This window comes from Polaromonas sp., assembly GCF_035638815.1.
Lineage (GTDB): Bacteria > Pseudomonadota > Gammaproteobacteria > Burkholderiales > Burkholderiaceae_C > Polaromonas.
This window is the reverse complement of record NZ_DASQZG010000014.1, coordinates 30,753-47,942: the sequence shown is the minus strand read 5'-3', so window position 1 is coordinate 47,942 and position 17,190 is coordinate 30,753. Positions and strand designations below refer to the sequence as shown.

Sequence of the window (17,190 nt, the reverse complement as noted above, 5' to 3'; positions counted from 1 at the left end):
CCGCACATTGTTTGAGAGAGTGGATGCGCGTGCACGGGGCCCGCGCATCCACCAATAACCAGGCGAGGAAGGCGAAACCTGCTCTGGGGTTTCCCTGGAGATGGATCGATGGAGCCCATGACTTTTGGATCACCGCCGCTGCCTACGCCGCGCGCAGAACTGATACGGCGCCTGCAGGCGGCCCATACATACGACATCGCCATCATCGGCGGTGGCGCTACGGGACTGGGTGTTGCACTGGACGCAGCGGCGCGCGGGTTCTCCGTGGTTCTGGTTGAGTCGCACGACTTTGCCAAAGGAACGTCCTCACGCGCAACCAAGCTGGTTCACGGCGGCGTTCGTTATCTGGCACAGGGCAATATATCTTTGGTGCGTGAGGCCTTGCACGAGCGCACGCGCTTGCTGGCCAATGCGCCGCACCTGGCTCAGCCCCTTCCTTTCGTAATGCCTTCCTACAAGTTTTGGGAGACGCCGTTTTACGGTGTGGGCCTGAAGATGTATGACGCCCTGGCCGGCAAGGCAGGCCTGGGCAGCACAGAATTTCTGAGCCGTGATGAGACGTTGAAATGCCTGCCAACTGCACGCGAGGCCGGGCTCAAAGGCAGCGTCAAGTATTGGGATGGACAGTTTGACGATGCGCGTCTGGCGCTGGCGTTGGCCCGGAGTGCGGCGCGGGCGGGCGCTTTGCTTATTAATTACTGCCCCGCCACGGGGCTTGTCCACGAGGCAGGAAAGCTGGTTGGTTTACGTGTCACGGAGCAAGAAAGTGGGCAGGCATTTACGCTGCGAGCGACATGTGTTGTGAATGCGGCGGGGGTTTGGGTGGACCAACTCCGCGTGCTGGACGGCGAGGCCATTGGCCGTGACGTGCAGCCTGTCGTGGCGCCCAGTCAGGGTGTTCATATCGTGGTGGACAGGTCTTTTTTGCCGGGTGACCATGCCCTGCTGATTCCCAAAACCGCCGATGGGCGGGTTTTGTTTGCCGTGCCTTGGCTGGGGAAAACCATTCTGGGTACAACGGATACCCCCCGCAGTGACCTGGCGCGCGAGCCATTGGCTTTTCGCGAGGAAATCGACTTCATCCTGGGTGAGTCTGCCCGCTATTTAAGCAGGGCGCCCAAGCTCGCGGACATCAAGAGCATGTGGGTGGGCCTGCGTCCACTGGTGAAGCCGCCCAAAGAAGATGGAGACGGTACGCAGGCCTTATCGCGCGAGCACACGGTATTGATCAGTAAAAGTGGTCTTGTCACGGTGACCGGTGGAAAGTGGACAACCTACAGGGCCATGGCCGAGGACGTGCTGGACAACTGCTTTAAGGCGGCGCTGCTACCCAAACGGCCGGGAGGGGTGACAGCAGACTTGAGGCTGGTGGGAGCCCAGGCTTCCGTGCACAAGATCAGCGACGCCCCCGGGGTGCATCTTTATGGCAACGAGGCTGCTTCGGTTTTGGCCTTGCCGGGGGCCGAACGCACGCTGGGTGGCGGTCTAACAGAAGCCATGGTTCGGTTTTCGGCACGTTACGAGTACGCCAGGACGGTTGAGGACGTTCTCGCACGCCGGTCCCGCTTGCTGTTTCTGGATGCGGCGCTCGCCAAATCCTTGGCGCCTGAGGTTGCCGACCTGCTGCAAGAAGAAAACAATTGGGACCCGCATCTGGCCGAATTTCTGGAGCTCGCCGGGCAATACCTCACTGTTCCCGCCTGATCCGCTCCTTTTTTGATAGCTCACTCTGCCCATTGGTAAAGGGCGAGGTGCCACTTCTGCTCATAATCGCCGCGTCGTCGCGCTTCTGCATCGGTTTTGCACGCAGGTTGTTGACAGAGAGCTCGAAATTGATAATAATCGTGGGCTTCGCTGTAAAAAGCTAAGAATTCTGCCTAACGGAAGCATTGCGAGTGGTTTGCAATGTGGACGACAGGCCCAAGACTGATTGGTCTGCTTCTTGAAAGAGGGGCGTTCCGGTGCAAGTTGGGACTAAATTTAAATGATTCAAACGCAATCCAAACTCGATGTTGCTGACAACACGGGCGCCAAATCCGTGATGTGCATCAAAGTGCTGGGCGGATCCAAGCGCCGGTACGCCAGCGTTGGTGATGTCATCAAGGTGAGTATCAAAGAAGCCGCTCCACGTGGCCGCGTCAAAAAAGGCGAGGTTTACAGTGCTGTGGTCGTTCGCACCGCCAAAGGCATCCGCCGCGGTGATGGCTCCCTCGTCAAATTCGATGGCAACGCAGCAGTGTTGCTTAACGCCAAGCTGGAGCCTATCGGCACCCGCATCTTCGGACCGGTCACGCGCGAATTGCGCACCGAAAAGTTCATGAAGATCGTGTCCCTGGCTCCTGAAGTTCTGTAAGGGCAGACCATGAACAAGATTCGCAAAGGCGACGAGATCATCGTCATCGCAGGCCGGGACAAGGGCAAGCGCGGCACGATCACACTCCGCAAAGACGACAGCTACGTGCTGGTTGAGGGCATCAACCTGGTGAAAAAACACACCAAGCCCAACCCTCTCAAGGGCACCACCGGCGGCATCGTTGAAAAAAGCATGCCGATTCACCAGTCCAACGTAGCCATTTTCAATGCGGCGTCGGGCAAGGCTGATCGGGTTGGCATCAAGTTGTTGGCTGACGGCAAAAAAGTGCGCGTCTTCAAGTCCAGCGGCGACGAAATCAAGGCTGCATAAACATGGCAAAAACCGCACCTACTCAAGCTGCTCCTGCGCAGGCTCGCCTGCAGGCCCAGTTCCGCGAAAAAATCGCGCCGGCCCTGATGGAAAAGTTTGGCTACAAGTCGCCAATGCAGGTTCCGCGTATCACCAAGATCACGCTCAATATGGGTGTGAGCGAGGCGGTTGCCGACAAGAAGGTCATGGACCACGCTGTCAGCGACATGACCAAGATTGCCGGTCAGAAGCCCGTGGTCACCAAAGCCAAAAAGGCTATCGCCGGTTTCAAAATCCGCGAAGACCTGCCCATTGGTTGCATGGTCACCCTGCGCGGCGTGCAGATGTATGAATTCCTCGATCGTTTCGTGACCGTGGCTCTGCCCCGCGTTCGTGACTTCCGCGGTATTTCCGGCCGGGCCTTTGATGGCCGCGGAAACTACAACATCGGCGTGAAAGAGCAGATCATCTTCCCTGAAATTGAGTACGACAAGGTCGACGCCCTGCGCGGTCTCAATATCAGCATCACCACCACGGCCAAGTCCGACGAAGAGTGCAAGGCGCTCCTCACCGGCTTCCGTTTTCCGTTCAAGAACTGAGGCGGGCATGGCAAAACAAGCTTTATTGCAACGTGAACTGAAGCGCGAAAAACTCGCCGCCAAATTCGCCAAGAAATACGCAGAACTCAAAGCAACGTCCAACGACGCCAAGCGCTCCGATGCAGAGCGCGCCCTGGCCCGTCTGGAATTGCAAAAGCTGCCCCGCAACGCGAACCCGACACGTCAGCGCAACCGTTGTGCGATCACGGGCCGTCCGCGTGGCACATTCCGTCAATTCGGGCTGGCTCGCGCCAAGATCCGTGAGTTGGCTTTTGCTGGTGATATCCCTGGTATCACCAAGGCAAGCTGGTAATAGGAGAATTACAAAATGAGCATGAGTGATCCTATTGCTGACATGTTGACGCGTATCCGCAATGCACAAATGGTTGAAAAAGCTGTTGTGCTGGTGCCGTCTTCCAAAGTCAAAGTTGCCATCGCGCAAGTGTTGAAGGATGAGGGCTACATCGATGGCTTCTCCGTCAAAACCGACGACGGCAAAGCCCAGCTGGAAATCGCCCTGAAGTATTACGCAGGCAAGCCCGTGATTGAGCGCATTGAGCGCGTCAGCCGCCCTGGTCTCCGCGTTTACAAAGGCCACGGCGCCATCCCTCAGGTCATGAACGGCCTGGGCGTCGCCATTGTCACCACGCCCAAGGGTGTGATGACTGATCGCAAAGCTCGCGCTACCGGTACCGGTGGTGAAGTTCTTTGCTACGTGGCTTAACGGCGACATCGAGGAGTAAAGAAAATGTCTCGTGTAGCAAAAATGCCAGTTGTCCTGCCTGCGGGTGTGGATGTGGCGATGAAAGACGACCAGATCAATGTCAAGGGCAGCCTTGGTACCCTGGCTTTGACGCAAAACGCGCTGGTCACCATCAAGAACGATGCCGGCAAGTTGACTTTTGTGCCTGCCAATGATTCCCGTGAAGCCAATGCCATGAGTGGCACCATGCGCCAGCTCGTGAACAACATGGTCTCCGGCGTGACCAAGGGTTTCGAGAAAAAGCTGAGCCTGATCGGCGTGGGTTACAAGGCCCAGGCGCAAGGCGCCAAGCTGAATCTGACGGTTGGTTATTCCCACCCTGTGATCATGGACATGCCCGCTGGCATTACCGTTGCAACCCCTACCCCCACTGAAGTGGTGATCAAGGGTTCCGACCGCCAGCGTGTTGGTCAGATCGCCGCCGAAGTTCGTGCTGTTCGTCCCCCCGAGCCTTACAAGGGCAAGGGCATCCGCTATGTGGATGAGAAGATCACGATCAAAGAAACCAAGAAGAAATAAGGAGCTGCATCATGTTGACCAAAAAAGAGCAGCGCCTTCGTCGTTCACGCCAGACCCGCATCCGCATTGCCACGCAAGGTGTTGCCCGTCTGACCGTCAATCGCACCAATTTGCATATTTACGCCAGCGTCATCTCTGGCGACGGCAGCAAGATCCTGGCATCTGCCTCCACCGCAGAAGTTGAAGTTCGCAAGGACCTCGGAGCTTCCGGCAAGGGTGCAAACGTTGCTGCTGCGCAGGCCATTGGCAAGCGTATTGCTGAAAAAGCAAAGGCAGCAGGTGTGGAAAAAGTAGCGTTTGACCGCGCTGGCTTTGCGTACCATGGCCGCGTCAAAGCGCTGGCTGATGCGGCTCGCGAAGCTGGCTTGCAGTTCTAAGCAGACTGGAAATAAGTATGGCCAAGTTTCAAGCAAAATCAAACAACGACGCTCCAGACGATGGTCTGAAGGAAAAAATGATCGCGGTCAACCGCGTGACCAAAGTGGTGAAGGGTGGCCGTATTCTCGGTTTCGCCGCACTCACAGTGGTTGGTGATGGCGACGGTCGCGTCGGCATGGGCAAGGGCAAATCGAAAGAGGTGCCAGCTGCCGTGCAAAAGGCCATGGAAGAAGCCCGTCGCAACATGACCAAGGTCTCGTTGAAAAACGGCACCATTCACCACAATGTGTTCGGCCACTGGGGTGCAGCCAGCGTCATGATGATGCCAGCCGCCAAGGGTACCGGCATCATTGCGGGCGGTCCTATGCGTGCAGTGTTTGAAGTGATGGGCATCACGGATATCGTGGCCAAGAGCCATGGTTCCAGCAACCCTTACAACATGGTGCGTGCCACGATGGACGCGCTGAACAACTCCACAACGGCTTCGGACATTGCAGCCAAGCGTGGCAAATCAGTTGAAGAAATCTTCGGCTAAGGCGGTACCCATGACGACAGAGAAAAAACTCACGGTAACCCTGGTTCGCAGCCCGATTGGCACCAAGGAATCCCACCGCGCGACTGTGCGTGGTCTGGGCCTGCGCGGTATCAACAGCAAGAGCGAGTTGCAGGATACGCCCGCAGTGCGCGGCATGATCAACAAGATCAGCTACCTGGTCAAGGTGCTGTAAGCGGAGCTAATGATGGAACTAAACGGAATCAAGCCTGCCGCAGGCGCAAAACATGCCAAACGCCGCGTCGGACGCGGCATCGGCTCTGGCCTCGGCAAGACCGCAGGTCGCGGTCATAAAGGCCAGAAATCCCGTGCGGGCGGCTACCACAAGGTCGGCTTTGAGGGTGGTCAAATGCCTTTGCAGCGCCGCTTGCCAAAGCGTGGCTTCAAGTCGCATAACCTCAAGTACAACGCTGAAGTCACACTGGCTGCTCTTGAGCAACTCGGTTTGGCTGAGGTCGATTTGCTGGCGCTCAAGACGGCAGGCCTCGTGGGCCAGATCGCTAAGAATGTCAAAGTCATCAAGTCTGGCGAGCTGACCAAAGCCGTCAAGCTCAATGGCATTGGCGCGACTGCAGGTGCAAAAGCTGCGATCGAAGCCGCCGGCGGCGCCCTCGCTTAAAACTTCAAGACGGATAAATCAGTGGCAACCAGCTCTGCACAAATTGCGAAAACCGGCAAGTTCGGTGACCTGCGCAACAGGCTTGTGTTTTTGTTGCTTGCGCTGGTGGTTTATCGCGTCGGTGCGCATATTCCGGTTCCTGGAATTGACCCGGCGCAATTGCAGCAATTGTTTAAAGGGCAGCAGGGCGGCATATTGAGTTTGTTCAATATGTTCTCCGGTGGCGCCCTCTCGCGGTTCACGGTGTTTGCGTTGGGGATCATGCCCTACATCTCGGCTTCCATCATCATGCAACTGCTGACTTATGTCGTTCCGACATTTGAGCAGATGAAGAAAGAAGGCGAAGCCGGTCGCAGGAAGATTACGCAGTACACGCGTTATGGCACCTTAGGTCTGGCGCTGTTTCAGTCCATGGGTATAGCGATTGCGCTGGAGAGCTCCCCGGGTCTGGTGTTGGCCCCTGGCTTTGGCTTTCGCATGACCGCGGTGGTCAGTTTGACCGCCGGCACGATGTTTTTGATGTGGCTGGGTGAGCAGATTACCGAGCGCGGTTTGGGCAATGGTATTTCGATCCTGATTTTTGCGGGAATCGCAGCAGGTTTGCCAAGCGCGATGGGCGGTTTGCTTGAGCTGGTTCGTACTGGCGCCATGAATGTGCTGGTGGCCATCGTGATTGTGGTCGTGGTTGCACTGGTGACTTATTTTGTCGTCTTTGTGGAACGCGGCCAACGGAAGATTTTGGTCAACTATGCCCGAAGGCAAGTAGGCAACAAGGTGTATGGCGGCCAGTCGTCCCATCTGCCTTTGAAGTTGAACATGGCGGGTGTTATCCCTCCGATTTTTGCATCCTCGATTATTCTGTTGCCTGCGACGGTGGTGGGCTGGTTTAGCGCCGGTGATGGCATGCGTTGGCTAAAAGACATTGCTGGCACCCTGACCCCGGGGCAACCAATTTATGTGTTGTTGTACACAATAGCGATTGTATTTTTCTGCTTCTTTTATACGGCGTTGGTGTTCAACAGCCGGGAAACAGCAGACAACCTGAAAAAGAGCGGGGCTTTCATTCCGGGCATCCGTCCTGGTGATCAGACGGCGCGGTACATCGACAAGATTCTGGTTCGCCTGACTTTGGCCGGAGCCGTTTACATCACCTTTGTGTGCCTGTTGCCTGAGTTTTTGATTTTGAAGTACAACGTGCCGTTTTATTTTGGCGGCACATCCTTGCTGATTATTGTGGTTGTCACCATGGATTTCATGGCGCAGGTCCAGAACTACATGATGTCTCAACAGTACGAATCCCTGCTGAAGAAGGCCAACTTTAAAACTTCGCCGGGCGCCTGATGGAATGTCTAAGGATGACGTCATCCAGATGCAGGGCGAGGTCGTGGAAAATTTGCCTAACGCGACATTTCGCGTGAAGCTGGAAAACGGACATGTAGTTTTGGGGCACATCTCCGGGAAAATGCGAATGCACTACATCCGCATACTTCCTGGCGACAAGGTGACGGTTGAGTTAACGCCTTACGATTTGTCGCGTGCACGCATTGTGTTTCGCGCCAAGTAAGCAAAGTTTGAAGAGTTTAGGAGAAAGAAATGAGAGTTTCAGCTTCGGTCAAGAAAATTTGCCGCAACTGCAAGATCATCCGTCGCAAGGGCGTTGTTCGCGTAATCTGCGCAGATCCACGCCACAAGCAGCGCCAAGGCTGATTTTTCAAGAGTTTTAGAGGACGCACATGGCTCGTATCGCTGGTATCAATATTCCGCCGCAGCAGCACGCCGAAATCGGTTTGACTGCTATTTTCGGCATCGGTCGCACTCGTGCACGCAAGATTTGCGTCGCATGTGATATTGCGTATTCCAAAAAAGTCAAAGACCTAACGGACGGCGACCTGGAAAAAATTCGTGACCAGATCGCGCAATTCACCATTGAAGGTGACCTGCGTCGTGAAACCACGATGAACATCAAGCGCCTGATGGACATCGGTTGCTACCGTGGCTTTCGCCATCGTCGCGGCCTGCCCATGCGTGGCCAGCGTACGCGCACCAATGCGCGTACTCGCAAAGGCCCTCGCAAGGCGGCAGCGTCCTTGAAGAAATAATTGAGTAAGAGGTAGTTATGGCAAAAGCCCCCAGCAGTAACGCAGCTCAACGCGTTCGCAAAAAAGTACGTAAAAACGTTGCCGACGGCGTCGCTCACGTTCACGCATCTTTTAACAACACCATCATCACGATTACCGATCGTCAAGGCAACGCATTGTCTTGGGCTTCTTCTGGTGGTCAGGGCTTTAAAGGTTCGCGCAAGTCGACTCCTTTTGCTGCCCAGGTCGCTTCTGAGGTTGCTGGTCGTGCCGCCATTGAGCAAGGCATCAAGAACCTTGACGTTGAAATCAAGGGTCCTGGTCCAGGTCGTGAATCCTCGGTGCGTGCTCTCGCCGCTCTCGGCATTCGAATCAATTCGATTGCTGATGTGACGCCCGTTCCGCACAACGGCTGCCGTCCGCAAAAGCGTCGTCGTATCTAATTCGAGTTTTGGCGGCTTTGCTGTGGTGTCAATAGCCACTGCTTCACCGCGAGAACGTTTTACCAAGCCCACCGCCGTTAGGTCTTGTACCGAAGGCTCCTGCAGATCCTGCAGCAGATGACATAAGGAAATCAAGTGGCACGTTATCTAGGCCCCAAGGCCAAACTCTCCCGCCGTGAAGGCACCGACCTTTTCCTGAAAAGCGCACGCCGCGCCATCAGCGACAAGGCCAAATTTGACTCCAAGCCAGGCCAGCACGGTCGTACCTCCGGTACCCGTACTTCTGATTTCGGCCTCCAGCTTCGCGAGAAGCAGAAGGTCAAGCGCATGTACGGCGTGCTCGAGAAGCAGTTCCGCCGTTACTTCGAGGAAGCTGACCGTCGCAAGGGCAACACCGGCGCCAACCTGCTTTTCATTCTCGAATCGCGTCTTGACAACGTCGTTTACCGCATGGGTTTTGGCTCCACACGCGCTGAAGCGCGTCAGCTGGTTTCCCATAAAGCCATCGTTGTTAACGGCAACTCGGTGAACATTCCTTCTTACATGGTCAAGACAGGCGATGTGATCGCTGTGAGAGACAAGTCCAAGAAGCAAACGCGCGTAGCGGAAGCGCTTCAGCTGGCTCAACAGGTTGGTTTGCCAGCTTGGGTGGATGTCAGCATCGACAAAGGCGAGGGAATCTTCAAGAAGGTGCCTGATCGCGATGAGTTTGCCGCTGACGTCAACGAATCGTTGATCGTCGAGCTGTACTCCCGTTAATTTTTTTTCGTTCCTGCGGCTACCGGGCACTGTAGCCGCAGGGTCGCTTCACCCGGCCTTATCGGTGTAACGAGCCGAGGGTATTGAGAGGAAGATGCATGCAAACCAATCTACTAAAACCAAAAACCATTAATGTGGAGCAACTTGCCGCGAACCGCGCCAAGGTGACTCTGGAGCCTTTTGAGCGTGGCTATGGCCATACGCTGGGCAATGCCTTGCGTCGCGTTTTGCTGTCCTCCATGGTGGGCCACGCTGCGACTGAAGTGACGATTGCCGGCGTGCTGCACGAGTATTCATCCATTGATGGCGTGCAGGAAGATGTCGTCAACATTTTGTTGAATCTCAAGGGTGTGGTTTTCAAGCTCCACAACCGCGATGAAGTCACACTCAGCCTGCGTAAAGATGGCGAGGGCCCGGTTACTGCAGCTGACATCCAGACGCCGCATGACGTCGAGATCATCAATCCCGAGCACGTCATCGTCAATCTGTCGCACGGCGGCAAAATCGACATGCAGATCAAGGTTGAAAACGGCCGTGGTTATGTACCCGGCACCATGCGTCGTTACGGTGACGAGTCGACAAAATCTATTGGTCGCATTGTTCTTGACGCGTCTTTCTCCCCGGTCAAGCGCGTCAGCTACACCGTCGAGAGCGCCCGTGTTGAACAACGCACCGACCTGGACAAGCTCGTGCTGGAAATTGAAACCAACGGTGCTGTGACTGCTGAAGACGCTGTCCGCGCCTCGGCCAAGATTTTGGTTGAGCAACTGGCGGTGTTCGCTCAGCTGGAAGGTAATGAACTGGCTGCTTTCGATGCGCCGGTTCAGCGCAGCTCACAGCAGTTTGATCCTATCCTGCTGCGTCCTGTTGACGAGCTCGAACTCACCGTTCGCTCAGCCAACTGTCTGAAAGCAGAAAATATCTATTACATCGGCGACCTGATTCAGCGCACCGAGAATGAGCTGCTCAAGACGCCAAATCTTGGTCGCAAATCACTTAACGAGATTAAGGAAGTTTTGGCTTCCCGCGGTCTGACATTGGGTATGCGTCTGGAAAGCTGGCCTCCTGCAGGTCTTGACAAGCGGTAATAAAAAAAGACCTCCCTCGGGAGGCGGTGCACGGGCAGTACCTGATACGGCTGCCTGAAATACAAATGAAAGGAAAGCACTATGCGTCACGGACACGGACTTCGTAAACTCAATCGGACCAGCTCTCACCGGCTGGCCATGCTGCGCAACATGATGAATTCCTTGATTCAACATGAAGCCATCAAAACCACTCTACCTAAGGCCAAGGAATTGCGCCGCGTGGTGGAGCCCATGATTACTCTCGCGAAAGAGCCTACGGTTGCCAACAAGCGCCTGGCATTTGATCGTCTGCGTGACCGCGACATGGTCGTCAAGCTTTTTGCCGAACTCGGTCCTCGCTATAAAGCCCGACCCGGCGGCTATACGCGCATCCTGAAGATGGGCTTCCGTGTTGGCGACAATGCACCGATGGCGCTTGTGGAACTGGTGGATCGTCCAGAAATCTCTGAACACACCAATACAGCCGACGCTGTCAAGGCAGAGTAGAGTACAATAGAAACATATCGCGCGGTGGAGCAGCCTGGTAGCTCGTTGGGCTCATAACCCAAAGGTCGTAAGTTCAAATCTTGCCCGCGCAACCAAATTCCAAGCCATCTAGGCTGGTAGCAAACGCCCACTTCATGTGGGCGTTTTGCTTTGTGACGACGTTTGTGACGAGGCCTGTGTCGTCACGGAATATCATAAATAGACGTTGCGACCTTTGGGTTACCTGCAGACTTGAATCAAGGACAGTTGCTACCCGCGATGATGTGTTCGCATTTTGGATAGATGCGGGTACCGCTTCATAGGTCATATCCAGACTTAAAGCGAGTACGGTCGAACTCCCATGAGCCCGTTCGGGCGATCATTCGTGCATCGGGTTTCTTTGAAGAAGCCCTTCGCCTATTGAATTCCGTCAAAAATTGACCCGCGTAGGCACTACGCTGATCGTTTAAAGACAGGGCAAATTGGGAATGATAGACGTGGTCACATTGCATGTCATCACACAATGGGCGTAGCGGCATGAGATGTTCCCCCGCGAGATATTAAGGCGCACGAGCCTAGATCGCGACACGACGAAGTAGTACCTCCGGTGGGATGAGACCGAGCCCAGCTACAACAGACGGGGCAGCTCAAGCAAGCTCGAGCCCTACGCCGAAGCTAGCCACTTGGCTGGGAATAGAGACAACAATCGCAGAGACAGCGGTGCGCCTTCAGGAAGGTGCACCCATCTGAGATGTCCATCGCGTTAAAGGTCCCTCCAGGCCCACATCTAAGCGAAAGAATCTGCTAGTCTCCCTTGAACCAAGACGATTGAAGTCCACGATGCAGAAATCAAAGGGAACAAAACGAACGCCCGCGACCCTGCGGTCAACGAATGGGGCCGGATTCGATTTTGAGGATTTGATCAGCGCTTGGCTTTGCGTAAAGATGCTCACGGGTGAGCAGGTGCCTGCCATAGGAGGAACTGGCGTCCAAATCCAGGCGCAAGTCTCCAGCTTAGGCTGGCACATTGACGACCTCCTCCTAACGACCAGGGAGCAGTCTGGAAAAACTGGGCGGTTAGCGATCTCCGCGAAGGGTAATTTGCAAGTCAATGCTGCGGGTCTTCCTGCAGATTTCGTGACACGTGCATGGGCTCAGCTGGAAGACCCAAAGAGTCCAATGCAGCCAGAAGGTGATGGCCTGGCGCTGGTGACGCTTGGCACGCATGACGTCTTTCACCCGAACTGGAGAGAGGTGAAGAACGCGTGTAGCGGTCCAGACATGACGCTCACCGTAAGCAGAATCCGAGATAATCCCGGTCAGTCAAAGATATTTAACAGCGTCCAGCATCCCGAGAAGACCGCGCCAACGGCATCTGATGAAAAGACGATTGAGCTCATCCGTCGGTTGCATGTTTTGCCCGTGGACTTGGATCTCGCTTACTCTCAGGATAAGGCGCAGTCTATTGCGCAATGTCGACAACTTCTAAGAAGTGGCGATGCGGCTGAAGCAGAGCAGCTCTGGGAAGAACTGGTCAATGCGGCGAGGGAAGTGCGTCTGCGCCGCGGAACCAGAACACTTCAAGAGCTTTGGTCGACGCTGCGCACCAAATTTGAACTTCGGCTGCACCCAGACTTTGCGCGTGATTGGGAAACACTCACTAGCATCACCTCCGATTACAAGGCAAGAATAGAAACAGGGCTCCCGTCTGGTTACAGCATTCCACGGGCTGAAGAAGCATCGCAGGTTGAGGCTGCGATCTCTACAACCTTACTCACAGTGGCATTTGGAGAGTCAGGATCTGGGAAGTCCGCGCTCCTGAAAAATGTGCTTGACTCCAAATTCAGAGTCTGGACACAGGTTTGGTTCGGGCCGGAAGAATTGAAAACTGCGCTCAGTGCGGCACGTCGCGGTGCACTTCCTCTGAAACAGGAACTCGGTCGCACCCTCAATGCAGCAGCGAGCTTGAAGAATATCCTCGTTATCGATTCAGCCGAACATATTGATCCTGCAGAGTTCGGAGCGATTCGCCAGCTACTTGATGCAGTTCTGCCTTCCATGGCAAAGATCGAGGACAGTGCATGGCGGGTTGTTATCAGCACGCAGACTCAGGGTGGGATAGCGGGCGCTGAGGCCATACTCGGTGCTAATCAGGCGACGCAGGTGGAGGTGAAGCCCTTAGAAAACGCTGATGTGAAATTAGCGCTACGGTCATCGCCATCTTTGGCCTGGTTGACGGGGCACGACGACACGGTCGCCGCGCTCACGAACCTACGGACTCTGGCCTGGGTCGCCAAGGCCGGTGTTGCTTTGGGCTCTCGTGGAAATGGCTTGACGTCGCATACGGCGATTGCTGATCAACTTTGGTCGTACTGGACGGCAGACCGGGTTGACTTAAAGGCGCTCGTGATGCGACTGGCAAAACGCGAAGCGTCCTTTGAAAGAAGTTTCGCGATAACCGAATTGGATGCGGGTGACACTGCGACATTAACGCCGTGGCCGGACAAGTTACCTCTCCATCTAAACCAGCGAACTAACCGCATCGAATTCGGGCATGATCTGGCCGCCGATTGGGCGCGTTTCCAGTTCCTAAAACAAATCTGGACTGACACTTCGCAATGGGCGGCGTTCGCTGAGAATCCTCTTTGGACCAACGCGCTACGAATGCTGGGGCAATTCCTGCTTCGCCAGGCGGGAGAGCAAGGCACGGCTTGGGACGACGCTTTTGGCGCGGCGGAGAGGTCTGGGTATACCTTGGCGGGAGACATCTTGCTCGATGCGCTGTGCCTAGATCCCGAAGCTGAGCGATTCTTGACTGAGCGAATCGATCTGCTTCTGGAAAATGGCGCAACGCATTTCACCAGATTGTTGACTCGGTTTCACCATATCGGGACCGTTCCAACCGGTGGGGTCGCAGACAAAGCTTCCTCGCATGCGTTGTACATGGAAGCGCAATATCGCTCGCTTGTCATCAGCCGTTGGCCTCCGCTCCTTCGATTCCTCATAGCGCAGCGTGAAAAATTGAGCGGATTGGTTTCCTCTGCGCTGGCCAAAATCGCCAAAACCTGGTTGACTGCTACTCCCCGTCAATTGGCAGATGGAACTCCGATGCCGTTTCGTCGAGAGCTCGCTAATTTGATGTTAGCGATGGCACGAACGGTCCAGGTGGAAAAGGGGCATGGCGTCCTATACATGATGGGTGAGCCCTTGGTTTATACGGCTACGCTTGCCGGGGCCGAGGATCTACCAGATGAGATCGGGGCTTGGGCTCTGGAGCTCGCTGGGAGAAGAATTACTGATAGCGGTGTTGGCGCACGAATTGCCGAAGTTCTCCACCAAAAATCCGAAGAACATCGAGAGCGCCTACTCACGGACTCACAATACAAAGAGAGGCATGAGAGAAAACGCAATATCTCCCCTTCGATAGGATCCTTTCGGCGAAAGTTGTCCCCGTGGCCGCTTGGGGCAAGTAGCAAAGTCGACAGGGATTTTCGAGCAGCCTGTTTCAAGGAAGACAGTATTCAACCTTTGATGCGCTCGCGCCCGGACGTGGCGGCTGAGGTTTTGCTCGCCCTCATCATCGAAGACCAACCGGAACGAGATAGTGGTTTGGGCCGGCACGAGGTCGAACTGGGCCTAGAGTTTTCGTCCGACGGGTATCCGACCATTTTTTGGAAAAGTCCATTCTTTCCATTTCTTAACACTGCGCCGGCCACAGCCCTTACAGCCCTAATCTCGCTCGTCAACTTTTGTACCGAGCAGTGGGCTAAGGAAGTCATGGGTAGGCGTATGGGCATAGACCCTACGCCAGGCCTGAATCTCCAACTCGCAGATGGTGTTGAGAAGGTCTTCGTGGGTTCGTGGGACGTCTTCGACTGGACCCAGAAAAACTCTCACCACCATGGCAACCTGTTCTGTTCGCTTGACGGACTTGAACGATGGCTCGTGCTCCAAATCGATGCCGGCGTTGACGTAACGCCGTATGTCGCTCAAATACTCCACGAAGGTGAGTCTTCAGCCCTTATTGGCCTTCTAGTCAACATCGGGAAATACCAGCCACCACTTCTCTTGGGCTCTCTTGCACCATTGTTGACGGATCCGCACATATTCTTTTGGGATCGCGGACGCGTTAAGCATATTGAGTACAGCTTCGACAGCTTTACTTGGAGCCGGAGTGGTGACGCGGTGTTTAACTTTGCACGTTCGTGGTCACTGGCTCCTCATCGACAGAAAGCATTCGAGAGCGTTGTTGTCGACCTCCTGCGCACTGACGCGACCTTGTCAGAGCGACTTCAGGCATTAACTCGGGGTTGGTCTCTCCCGCAGGATCCAAAGACATCCTTGGAATTCAGGCTGCTTTTCGCAGCATTGAATCGCGACAATCACCAGTCACGCATCGATTCAGAAACGGAAGCTCTCGACTGGGTTTTCCACTGTCCGGAAGATCTTCAATCGGAAATGCAGTCCTGGGACGCCCAACACGCAGGGCCTTTGGAGTACCTTCTGCTGCCTCGGCAATGCGAGAAACTCCTCCAGGCCGATCATCCTATAGATGTTGACGGAGCGGTCTATTTGTACGGCTTATTGAAGCTGTGCGAGGCTGGCGATACCGCAGATGATGATGCCTTCGGCGCGTGCCGGCTAGCACTTGCGGCCACGCTCGTGGTTCTTGCCGACAGTTGGTTGGCTCAGATGGCCAAGGAAAAAGAGCATGTCCTCTCCGTCGTCCGAGCAGCTATTGCCGAGATTGCCAGCACCTCAAAAGGAATTCGCGAATCTCGGATAGAACGTTCCCGTGACGAGTTGAAGTTCGCTGCGCATGCTGCGATGAAGCTCTGGATGAAAAACGACGAGAAGGCTCTCGACAGGGAGTCGGCAGTGCTTCAGCTTCTCACAAGCGGCAGTTCAGCCGCCGCAAGCTCCATCGTTGAAATTGCTTACCGCCACCGAAAGCAGCTCAGCTCCTCATGGTGGAGGCTTCTTCAGGCAGGAACATTATGGTCCGGGCTCACACTACTGTCGCCTCGTTATGGGGACGACGCGGGATCAGAGCGCACTTGGGGCATTTGGCTGAGGAGACTCAGAGCTTTCCCTCTGAGAACCGTAGAGGCGTCGATCGAGGATCTAAAATTTTCACGCGTCGCAGCTGGATGTGAGCGATTAGATTTCCATCGGCAAATGCGTGCCTTCAAAACAAGCAAGGATGTCTGGAATCGCGAACCTGAGCGTCATACTGGAACGGGACTTAGCAGCACATTTCTTAAGGTGCTGTTCGGATGGCTTATCGACGGACCAGGGACAGGTGATTGGTCCGATGACAGCCGGCTCACAAAGAGGCTGTGGACATATGAGGTGGAACGGGCCAAAGTCCGAGCGAGGGAGGAGCGCGGCGAGTCTGACCTTCCTAGTGATCTCGGATACCAGGTGCTTCAGAAGCTTGCCGAACTCTCGATCGCTGCGCCACCAGCAGATGCTCAATCCATCTGGGAGCCGGTGCTGAGGCATGGACCTGCAGCGCATTACGCGATCGGTCATTTCACTAGCTGCTTTTTTCTTCGACTGTCCAAGGGAGATGACGCGAACGCATTCGAGCGAGTATGGCGAGCAATGATGGAGTATGCACTTGAGGCAGCTGCGAACTCGAATAATGGCCGCCTGTGGTTCTATAGGGAGAGTTCGCTCTGCACCCTGCTCGGGTTTGGCAATGCAGGCGCGCTACTGAAGCTAAATGCGGGTGCTGCATTGCGGATGCATGATATCTACCAGAAGTGGGCGGCAGGTCATTTGGGGGTCGTTGAAGAATCTCTAGCTAAGTTCTGCTATTTTCTTTCGAGTGACTTTGGTGCGCCCTTGCGTCTCTCTAGTTTGAGTTGGATTTCCAGCGCGTTGAAAGGAAATAGCTCAACGGGGAAATGGCATCGCGACAGCACAGGCGAGGCACTGATCGAATTGATCAACACTGCGCTAAATCAGAATTCTCAAGCGTTGTCCAAAAATTCTCACGCGCGAGATGCGTTGGTCGAAATCACGGGAACGTTGGTCGCAAGAAATATTTCCATCGCACTCGCGCTTCAAGAACGGATCAGGTTATTGCGATAACTTAATTTATCGACTCCAAACTTCAATGGGCCATTTAACTGGCGTGTTCTTGCCATTCGAAATAGTGCCTTCTCTCGATAAATTTGATTTTTAGACTGCTCTAAATGGCATGACCCGATTGCCGTGTACGGAAACGTGTGGTGATGGAGATCGACGCGGTGATGT

The 17,190-nt window shown here is 54.9% G+C and carries 20 protein-coding genes and 1 tRNA gene; all 21 read left to right on the top strand.

The window, feature by feature from the left end; genetic code table 11:
- Positions 1-117: 117 nt before the first annotated feature.
- The 21 genes from VE934_RS08935 (at position 118) to VE934_RS08835 (ending at position 17,025) form a co-directional block, all read left to right on the top strand.
- Positions 118-1,704, top strand: a complete 1,587-nt coding sequence (locus tag VE934_RS08935; protein WP_324886529.1) for a glycerol-3-phosphate dehydrogenase/oxidase — start codon at positions 118-120, stop codon at positions 1,702-1,704.
- 280 nt (positions 1,705-1,984) lie between these two features.
- A complete protein-coding gene (rplN, locus tag VE934_RS08930) occupies positions 1,985-2,353 on the top strand; it encodes a 50S ribosomal protein L14 (RefSeq protein WP_007869247.1) in 369 nt (122 codons plus the stop codon).
- Between the two features lie 9 nt (positions 2,354-2,362).
- Entirely contained in the window at positions 2,363-2,683 is a 321-nt protein-coding gene (gene rplX, locus VE934_RS08925; RefSeq protein WP_324886521.1) for a 50S ribosomal protein L24, read from the top strand.
- Positions 2,684-2,685: 2 nt separating this feature from the next.
- A complete protein-coding gene (rplE, locus tag VE934_RS08920; RefSeq protein ID WP_324886519.1) occupies positions 2,686-3,261 on the top strand; it encodes a 50S ribosomal protein L5 in 576 nt (191 codons plus the stop codon).
- A gap of 7 nt (positions 3,262-3,268) precedes the next feature.
- Positions 3,269-3,574, top strand: a complete 306-nt coding sequence (rpsN, locus tag VE934_RS08915) for a 30S ribosomal protein S14 (RefSeq protein ID WP_324886517.1) — start codon at positions 3,269-3,271, stop codon at positions 3,572-3,574.
- Between the two features lie 15 nt (positions 3,575-3,589).
- Positions 3,590-3,985, top strand: coding sequence for a 30S ribosomal protein S8 (gene rpsH, locus VE934_RS08910; protein WP_324886515.1), 396 nt, complete (start codon positions 3,590-3,592; stop codon positions 3,983-3,985).
- 24 nt (positions 3,986-4,009) lie between these two features.
- Positions 4,010-4,543, top strand: coding sequence for a 50S ribosomal protein L6 (rplF, locus tag VE934_RS08905; RefSeq protein WP_324886513.1), 534 nt, complete (start codon positions 4,010-4,012; stop codon positions 4,541-4,543).
- Positions 4,544-4,554: 11 nt separating this feature from the next.
- Entirely contained in the window at positions 4,555-4,920 is a 366-nt protein-coding gene (rplR, locus tag VE934_RS08900) for a 50S ribosomal protein L18 (protein ID WP_324886510.1), read from the top strand.
- A 17-nt stretch (positions 4,921-4,937) separates the two neighbouring features.
- Positions 4,938-5,456, top strand: a complete 519-nt coding sequence (gene rpsE, locus VE934_RS08895; RefSeq protein WP_188709721.1) for a 30S ribosomal protein S5 — start codon at positions 4,938-4,940, stop codon at positions 5,454-5,456.
- Positions 5,457-5,466: 10 nt separating this feature from the next.
- Positions 5,467-5,649 carry a 50S ribosomal protein L30 gene (gene rpmD, locus VE934_RS08890; protein ID WP_077592479.1) on the top strand — a complete coding sequence of 61 codons (183 nt, stop codon included), beginning with the start codon at positions 5,467-5,469 and terminating at the stop codon, positions 5,647-5,649.
- A 12-nt stretch (positions 5,650-5,661) separates the two neighbouring features.
- Positions 5,662-6,093, top strand: coding sequence for a 50S ribosomal protein L15 (gene rplO, locus VE934_RS08885; protein WP_324886507.1), 432 nt, complete (start codon positions 5,662-5,664; stop codon positions 6,091-6,093).
- A 21-nt stretch (positions 6,094-6,114) separates the two neighbouring features.
- On the top strand, positions 6,115-7,434 hold the full coding sequence (gene secY / locus VE934_RS08880; RefSeq protein ID WP_324886505.1) for a preprotein translocase subunit SecY: 1,320 nt from the start codon (positions 6,115-6,117) through the stop codon (positions 7,432-7,434).
- 4 nt (positions 7,435-7,438) lie between these two features.
- Positions 7,439-7,657 (top strand): translation initiation factor IF-1, encoded by a 219-nt coding sequence (infA, locus tag VE934_RS08875; RefSeq protein WP_007869286.1) that lies wholly within the window; start codon positions 7,439-7,441, stop codon positions 7,655-7,657.
- A 29-nt stretch (positions 7,658-7,686) separates the two neighbouring features.
- On the top strand, positions 7,687-7,800 hold the full coding sequence (rpmJ, locus tag VE934_RS08870; protein ID WP_188709717.1) for a 50S ribosomal protein L36: 114 nt from the start codon (positions 7,687-7,689) through the stop codon (positions 7,798-7,800).
- A 26-nt stretch (positions 7,801-7,826) separates the two neighbouring features.
- Positions 7,827-8,192, top strand: a complete 366-nt coding sequence (gene rpsM, locus VE934_RS08865; protein ID WP_077592476.1) for a 30S ribosomal protein S13 — start codon at positions 7,827-7,829, stop codon at positions 8,190-8,192.
- Positions 8,193-8,209: 17 nt separating this feature from the next.
- A complete protein-coding gene (gene rpsK / locus VE934_RS08860; protein ID WP_077592475.1) occupies positions 8,210-8,614 on the top strand; it encodes a 30S ribosomal protein S11 in 405 nt (134 codons plus the stop codon).
- Between the two features lie 135 nt (positions 8,615-8,749).
- On the top strand, positions 8,750-9,373 hold the full coding sequence (gene rpsD / locus VE934_RS08855) for a 30S ribosomal protein S4 (protein ID WP_324886488.1): 624 nt from the start codon (positions 8,750-8,752) through the stop codon (positions 9,371-9,373).
- 98 nt (positions 9,374-9,471) lie between these two features.
- The gene (locus VE934_RS08850) at positions 9,472-10,461 is read left to right on the top strand and encodes a DNA-directed RNA polymerase subunit alpha (protein WP_077592473.1); all 990 of its coding nucleotides are present in this window, start codon (positions 9,472-9,474) and stop codon (positions 10,459-10,461) included.
- A gap of 81 nt (positions 10,462-10,542) precedes the next feature.
- Positions 10,543-10,947: a 50S ribosomal protein L17 gene (gene rplQ, locus VE934_RS08845; RefSeq protein WP_324886484.1), complete on the top strand. Its 405-nt coding sequence runs from the start codon at positions 10,543-10,545 to the stop codon at positions 10,945-10,947.
- 18 nt (positions 10,948-10,965) lie between these two features.
- Positions 10,966-11,042: transfer RNA gene (locus VE934_RS08840), tRNA-Met, on the top strand.
- A 724-nt stretch (positions 11,043-11,766) separates the two neighbouring features.
- Complete coding sequence (locus VE934_RS08835; protein ID WP_324886482.1) at positions 11,767-17,025, top strand: hypothetical protein; 5,259 nt, start codon at positions 11,767-11,769, stop codon at positions 17,023-17,025.
- Positions 17,026-17,190 lie beyond the last annotated feature (165 nt).

Coding starts and splice junctions, on each gene's coding strand:
- rplR (WP_324886510.1), top strand. CDS start 4,555: ATGTTGACCAAAAAAGAGCAGCGCCTTCGTCGTTCACGCCAGACCCGC.
- VE934_RS08850 (WP_077592473.1), top strand. CDS start 9,472: ATGCAAACCAATCTACTAAAACCAAAAACCATTAATGTGGAGCAACTT.
- rplF (WP_324886513.1), top strand. CDS start 4,010: ATGTCTCGTGTAGCAAAAATGCCAGTTGTCCTGCCTGCGGGTGTGGAT.
- rpsN (WP_324886517.1), top strand. CDS start 3,269: ATGGCAAAACAAGCTTTATTGCAACGTGAACTGAAGCGCGAAAAACTC.
- rplQ (WP_324886484.1), top strand. CDS start 10,543: ATGCGTCACGGACACGGACTTCGTAAACTCAATCGGACCAGCTCTCAC.
- VE934_RS08835 (WP_324886482.1), top strand. CDS start 11,767: ATGCAGAAATCAAAGGGAACAAAACGAACGCCCGCGACCCTGCGGTCA.
- rpsH (WP_324886515.1), top strand. CDS start 3,590: ATGAGCATGAGTGATCCTATTGCTGACATGTTGACGCGTATCCGCAAT.
- rplN (WP_007869247.1), top strand. CDS start 1,985: ATGATTCAAACGCAATCCAAACTCGATGTTGCTGACAACACGGGCGCC.
- VE934_RS08935 (WP_324886529.1), top strand. CDS start 118: ATGACTTTTGGATCACCGCCGCTGCCTACGCCGCGCGCAGAACTGATA.
- rpsK (WP_077592475.1), top strand. CDS start 8,210: ATGGCAAAAGCCCCCAGCAGTAACGCAGCTCAACGCGTTCGCAAAAAA.
- rplO (WP_324886507.1), top strand. CDS start 5,662: ATGGAACTAAACGGAATCAAGCCTGCCGCAGGCGCAAAACATGCCAAA.
- rpsM (WP_077592476.1), top strand. CDS start 7,827: ATGGCTCGTATCGCTGGTATCAATATTCCGCCGCAGCAGCACGCCGAA.
- rpsE (WP_188709721.1), top strand. CDS start 4,938: ATGGCCAAGTTTCAAGCAAAATCAAACAACGACGCTCCAGACGATGGT.
- rplX (WP_324886521.1), top strand. CDS start 2,363: ATGAACAAGATTCGCAAAGGCGACGAGATCATCGTCATCGCAGGCCGG.
- infA (WP_007869286.1), top strand. CDS start 7,439: ATGTCTAAGGATGACGTCATCCAGATGCAGGGCGAGGTCGTGGAAAAT.
- rpmD (WP_077592479.1), top strand. CDS start 5,467: ATGACGACAGAGAAAAAACTCACGGTAACCCTGGTTCGCAGCCCGATT.
- rplE (WP_324886519.1), top strand. CDS start 2,686: ATGGCAAAAACCGCACCTACTCAAGCTGCTCCTGCGCAGGCTCGCCTG.
- rpmJ (WP_188709717.1), top strand. CDS start 7,687: ATGAGAGTTTCAGCTTCGGTCAAGAAAATTTGCCGCAACTGCAAGATC.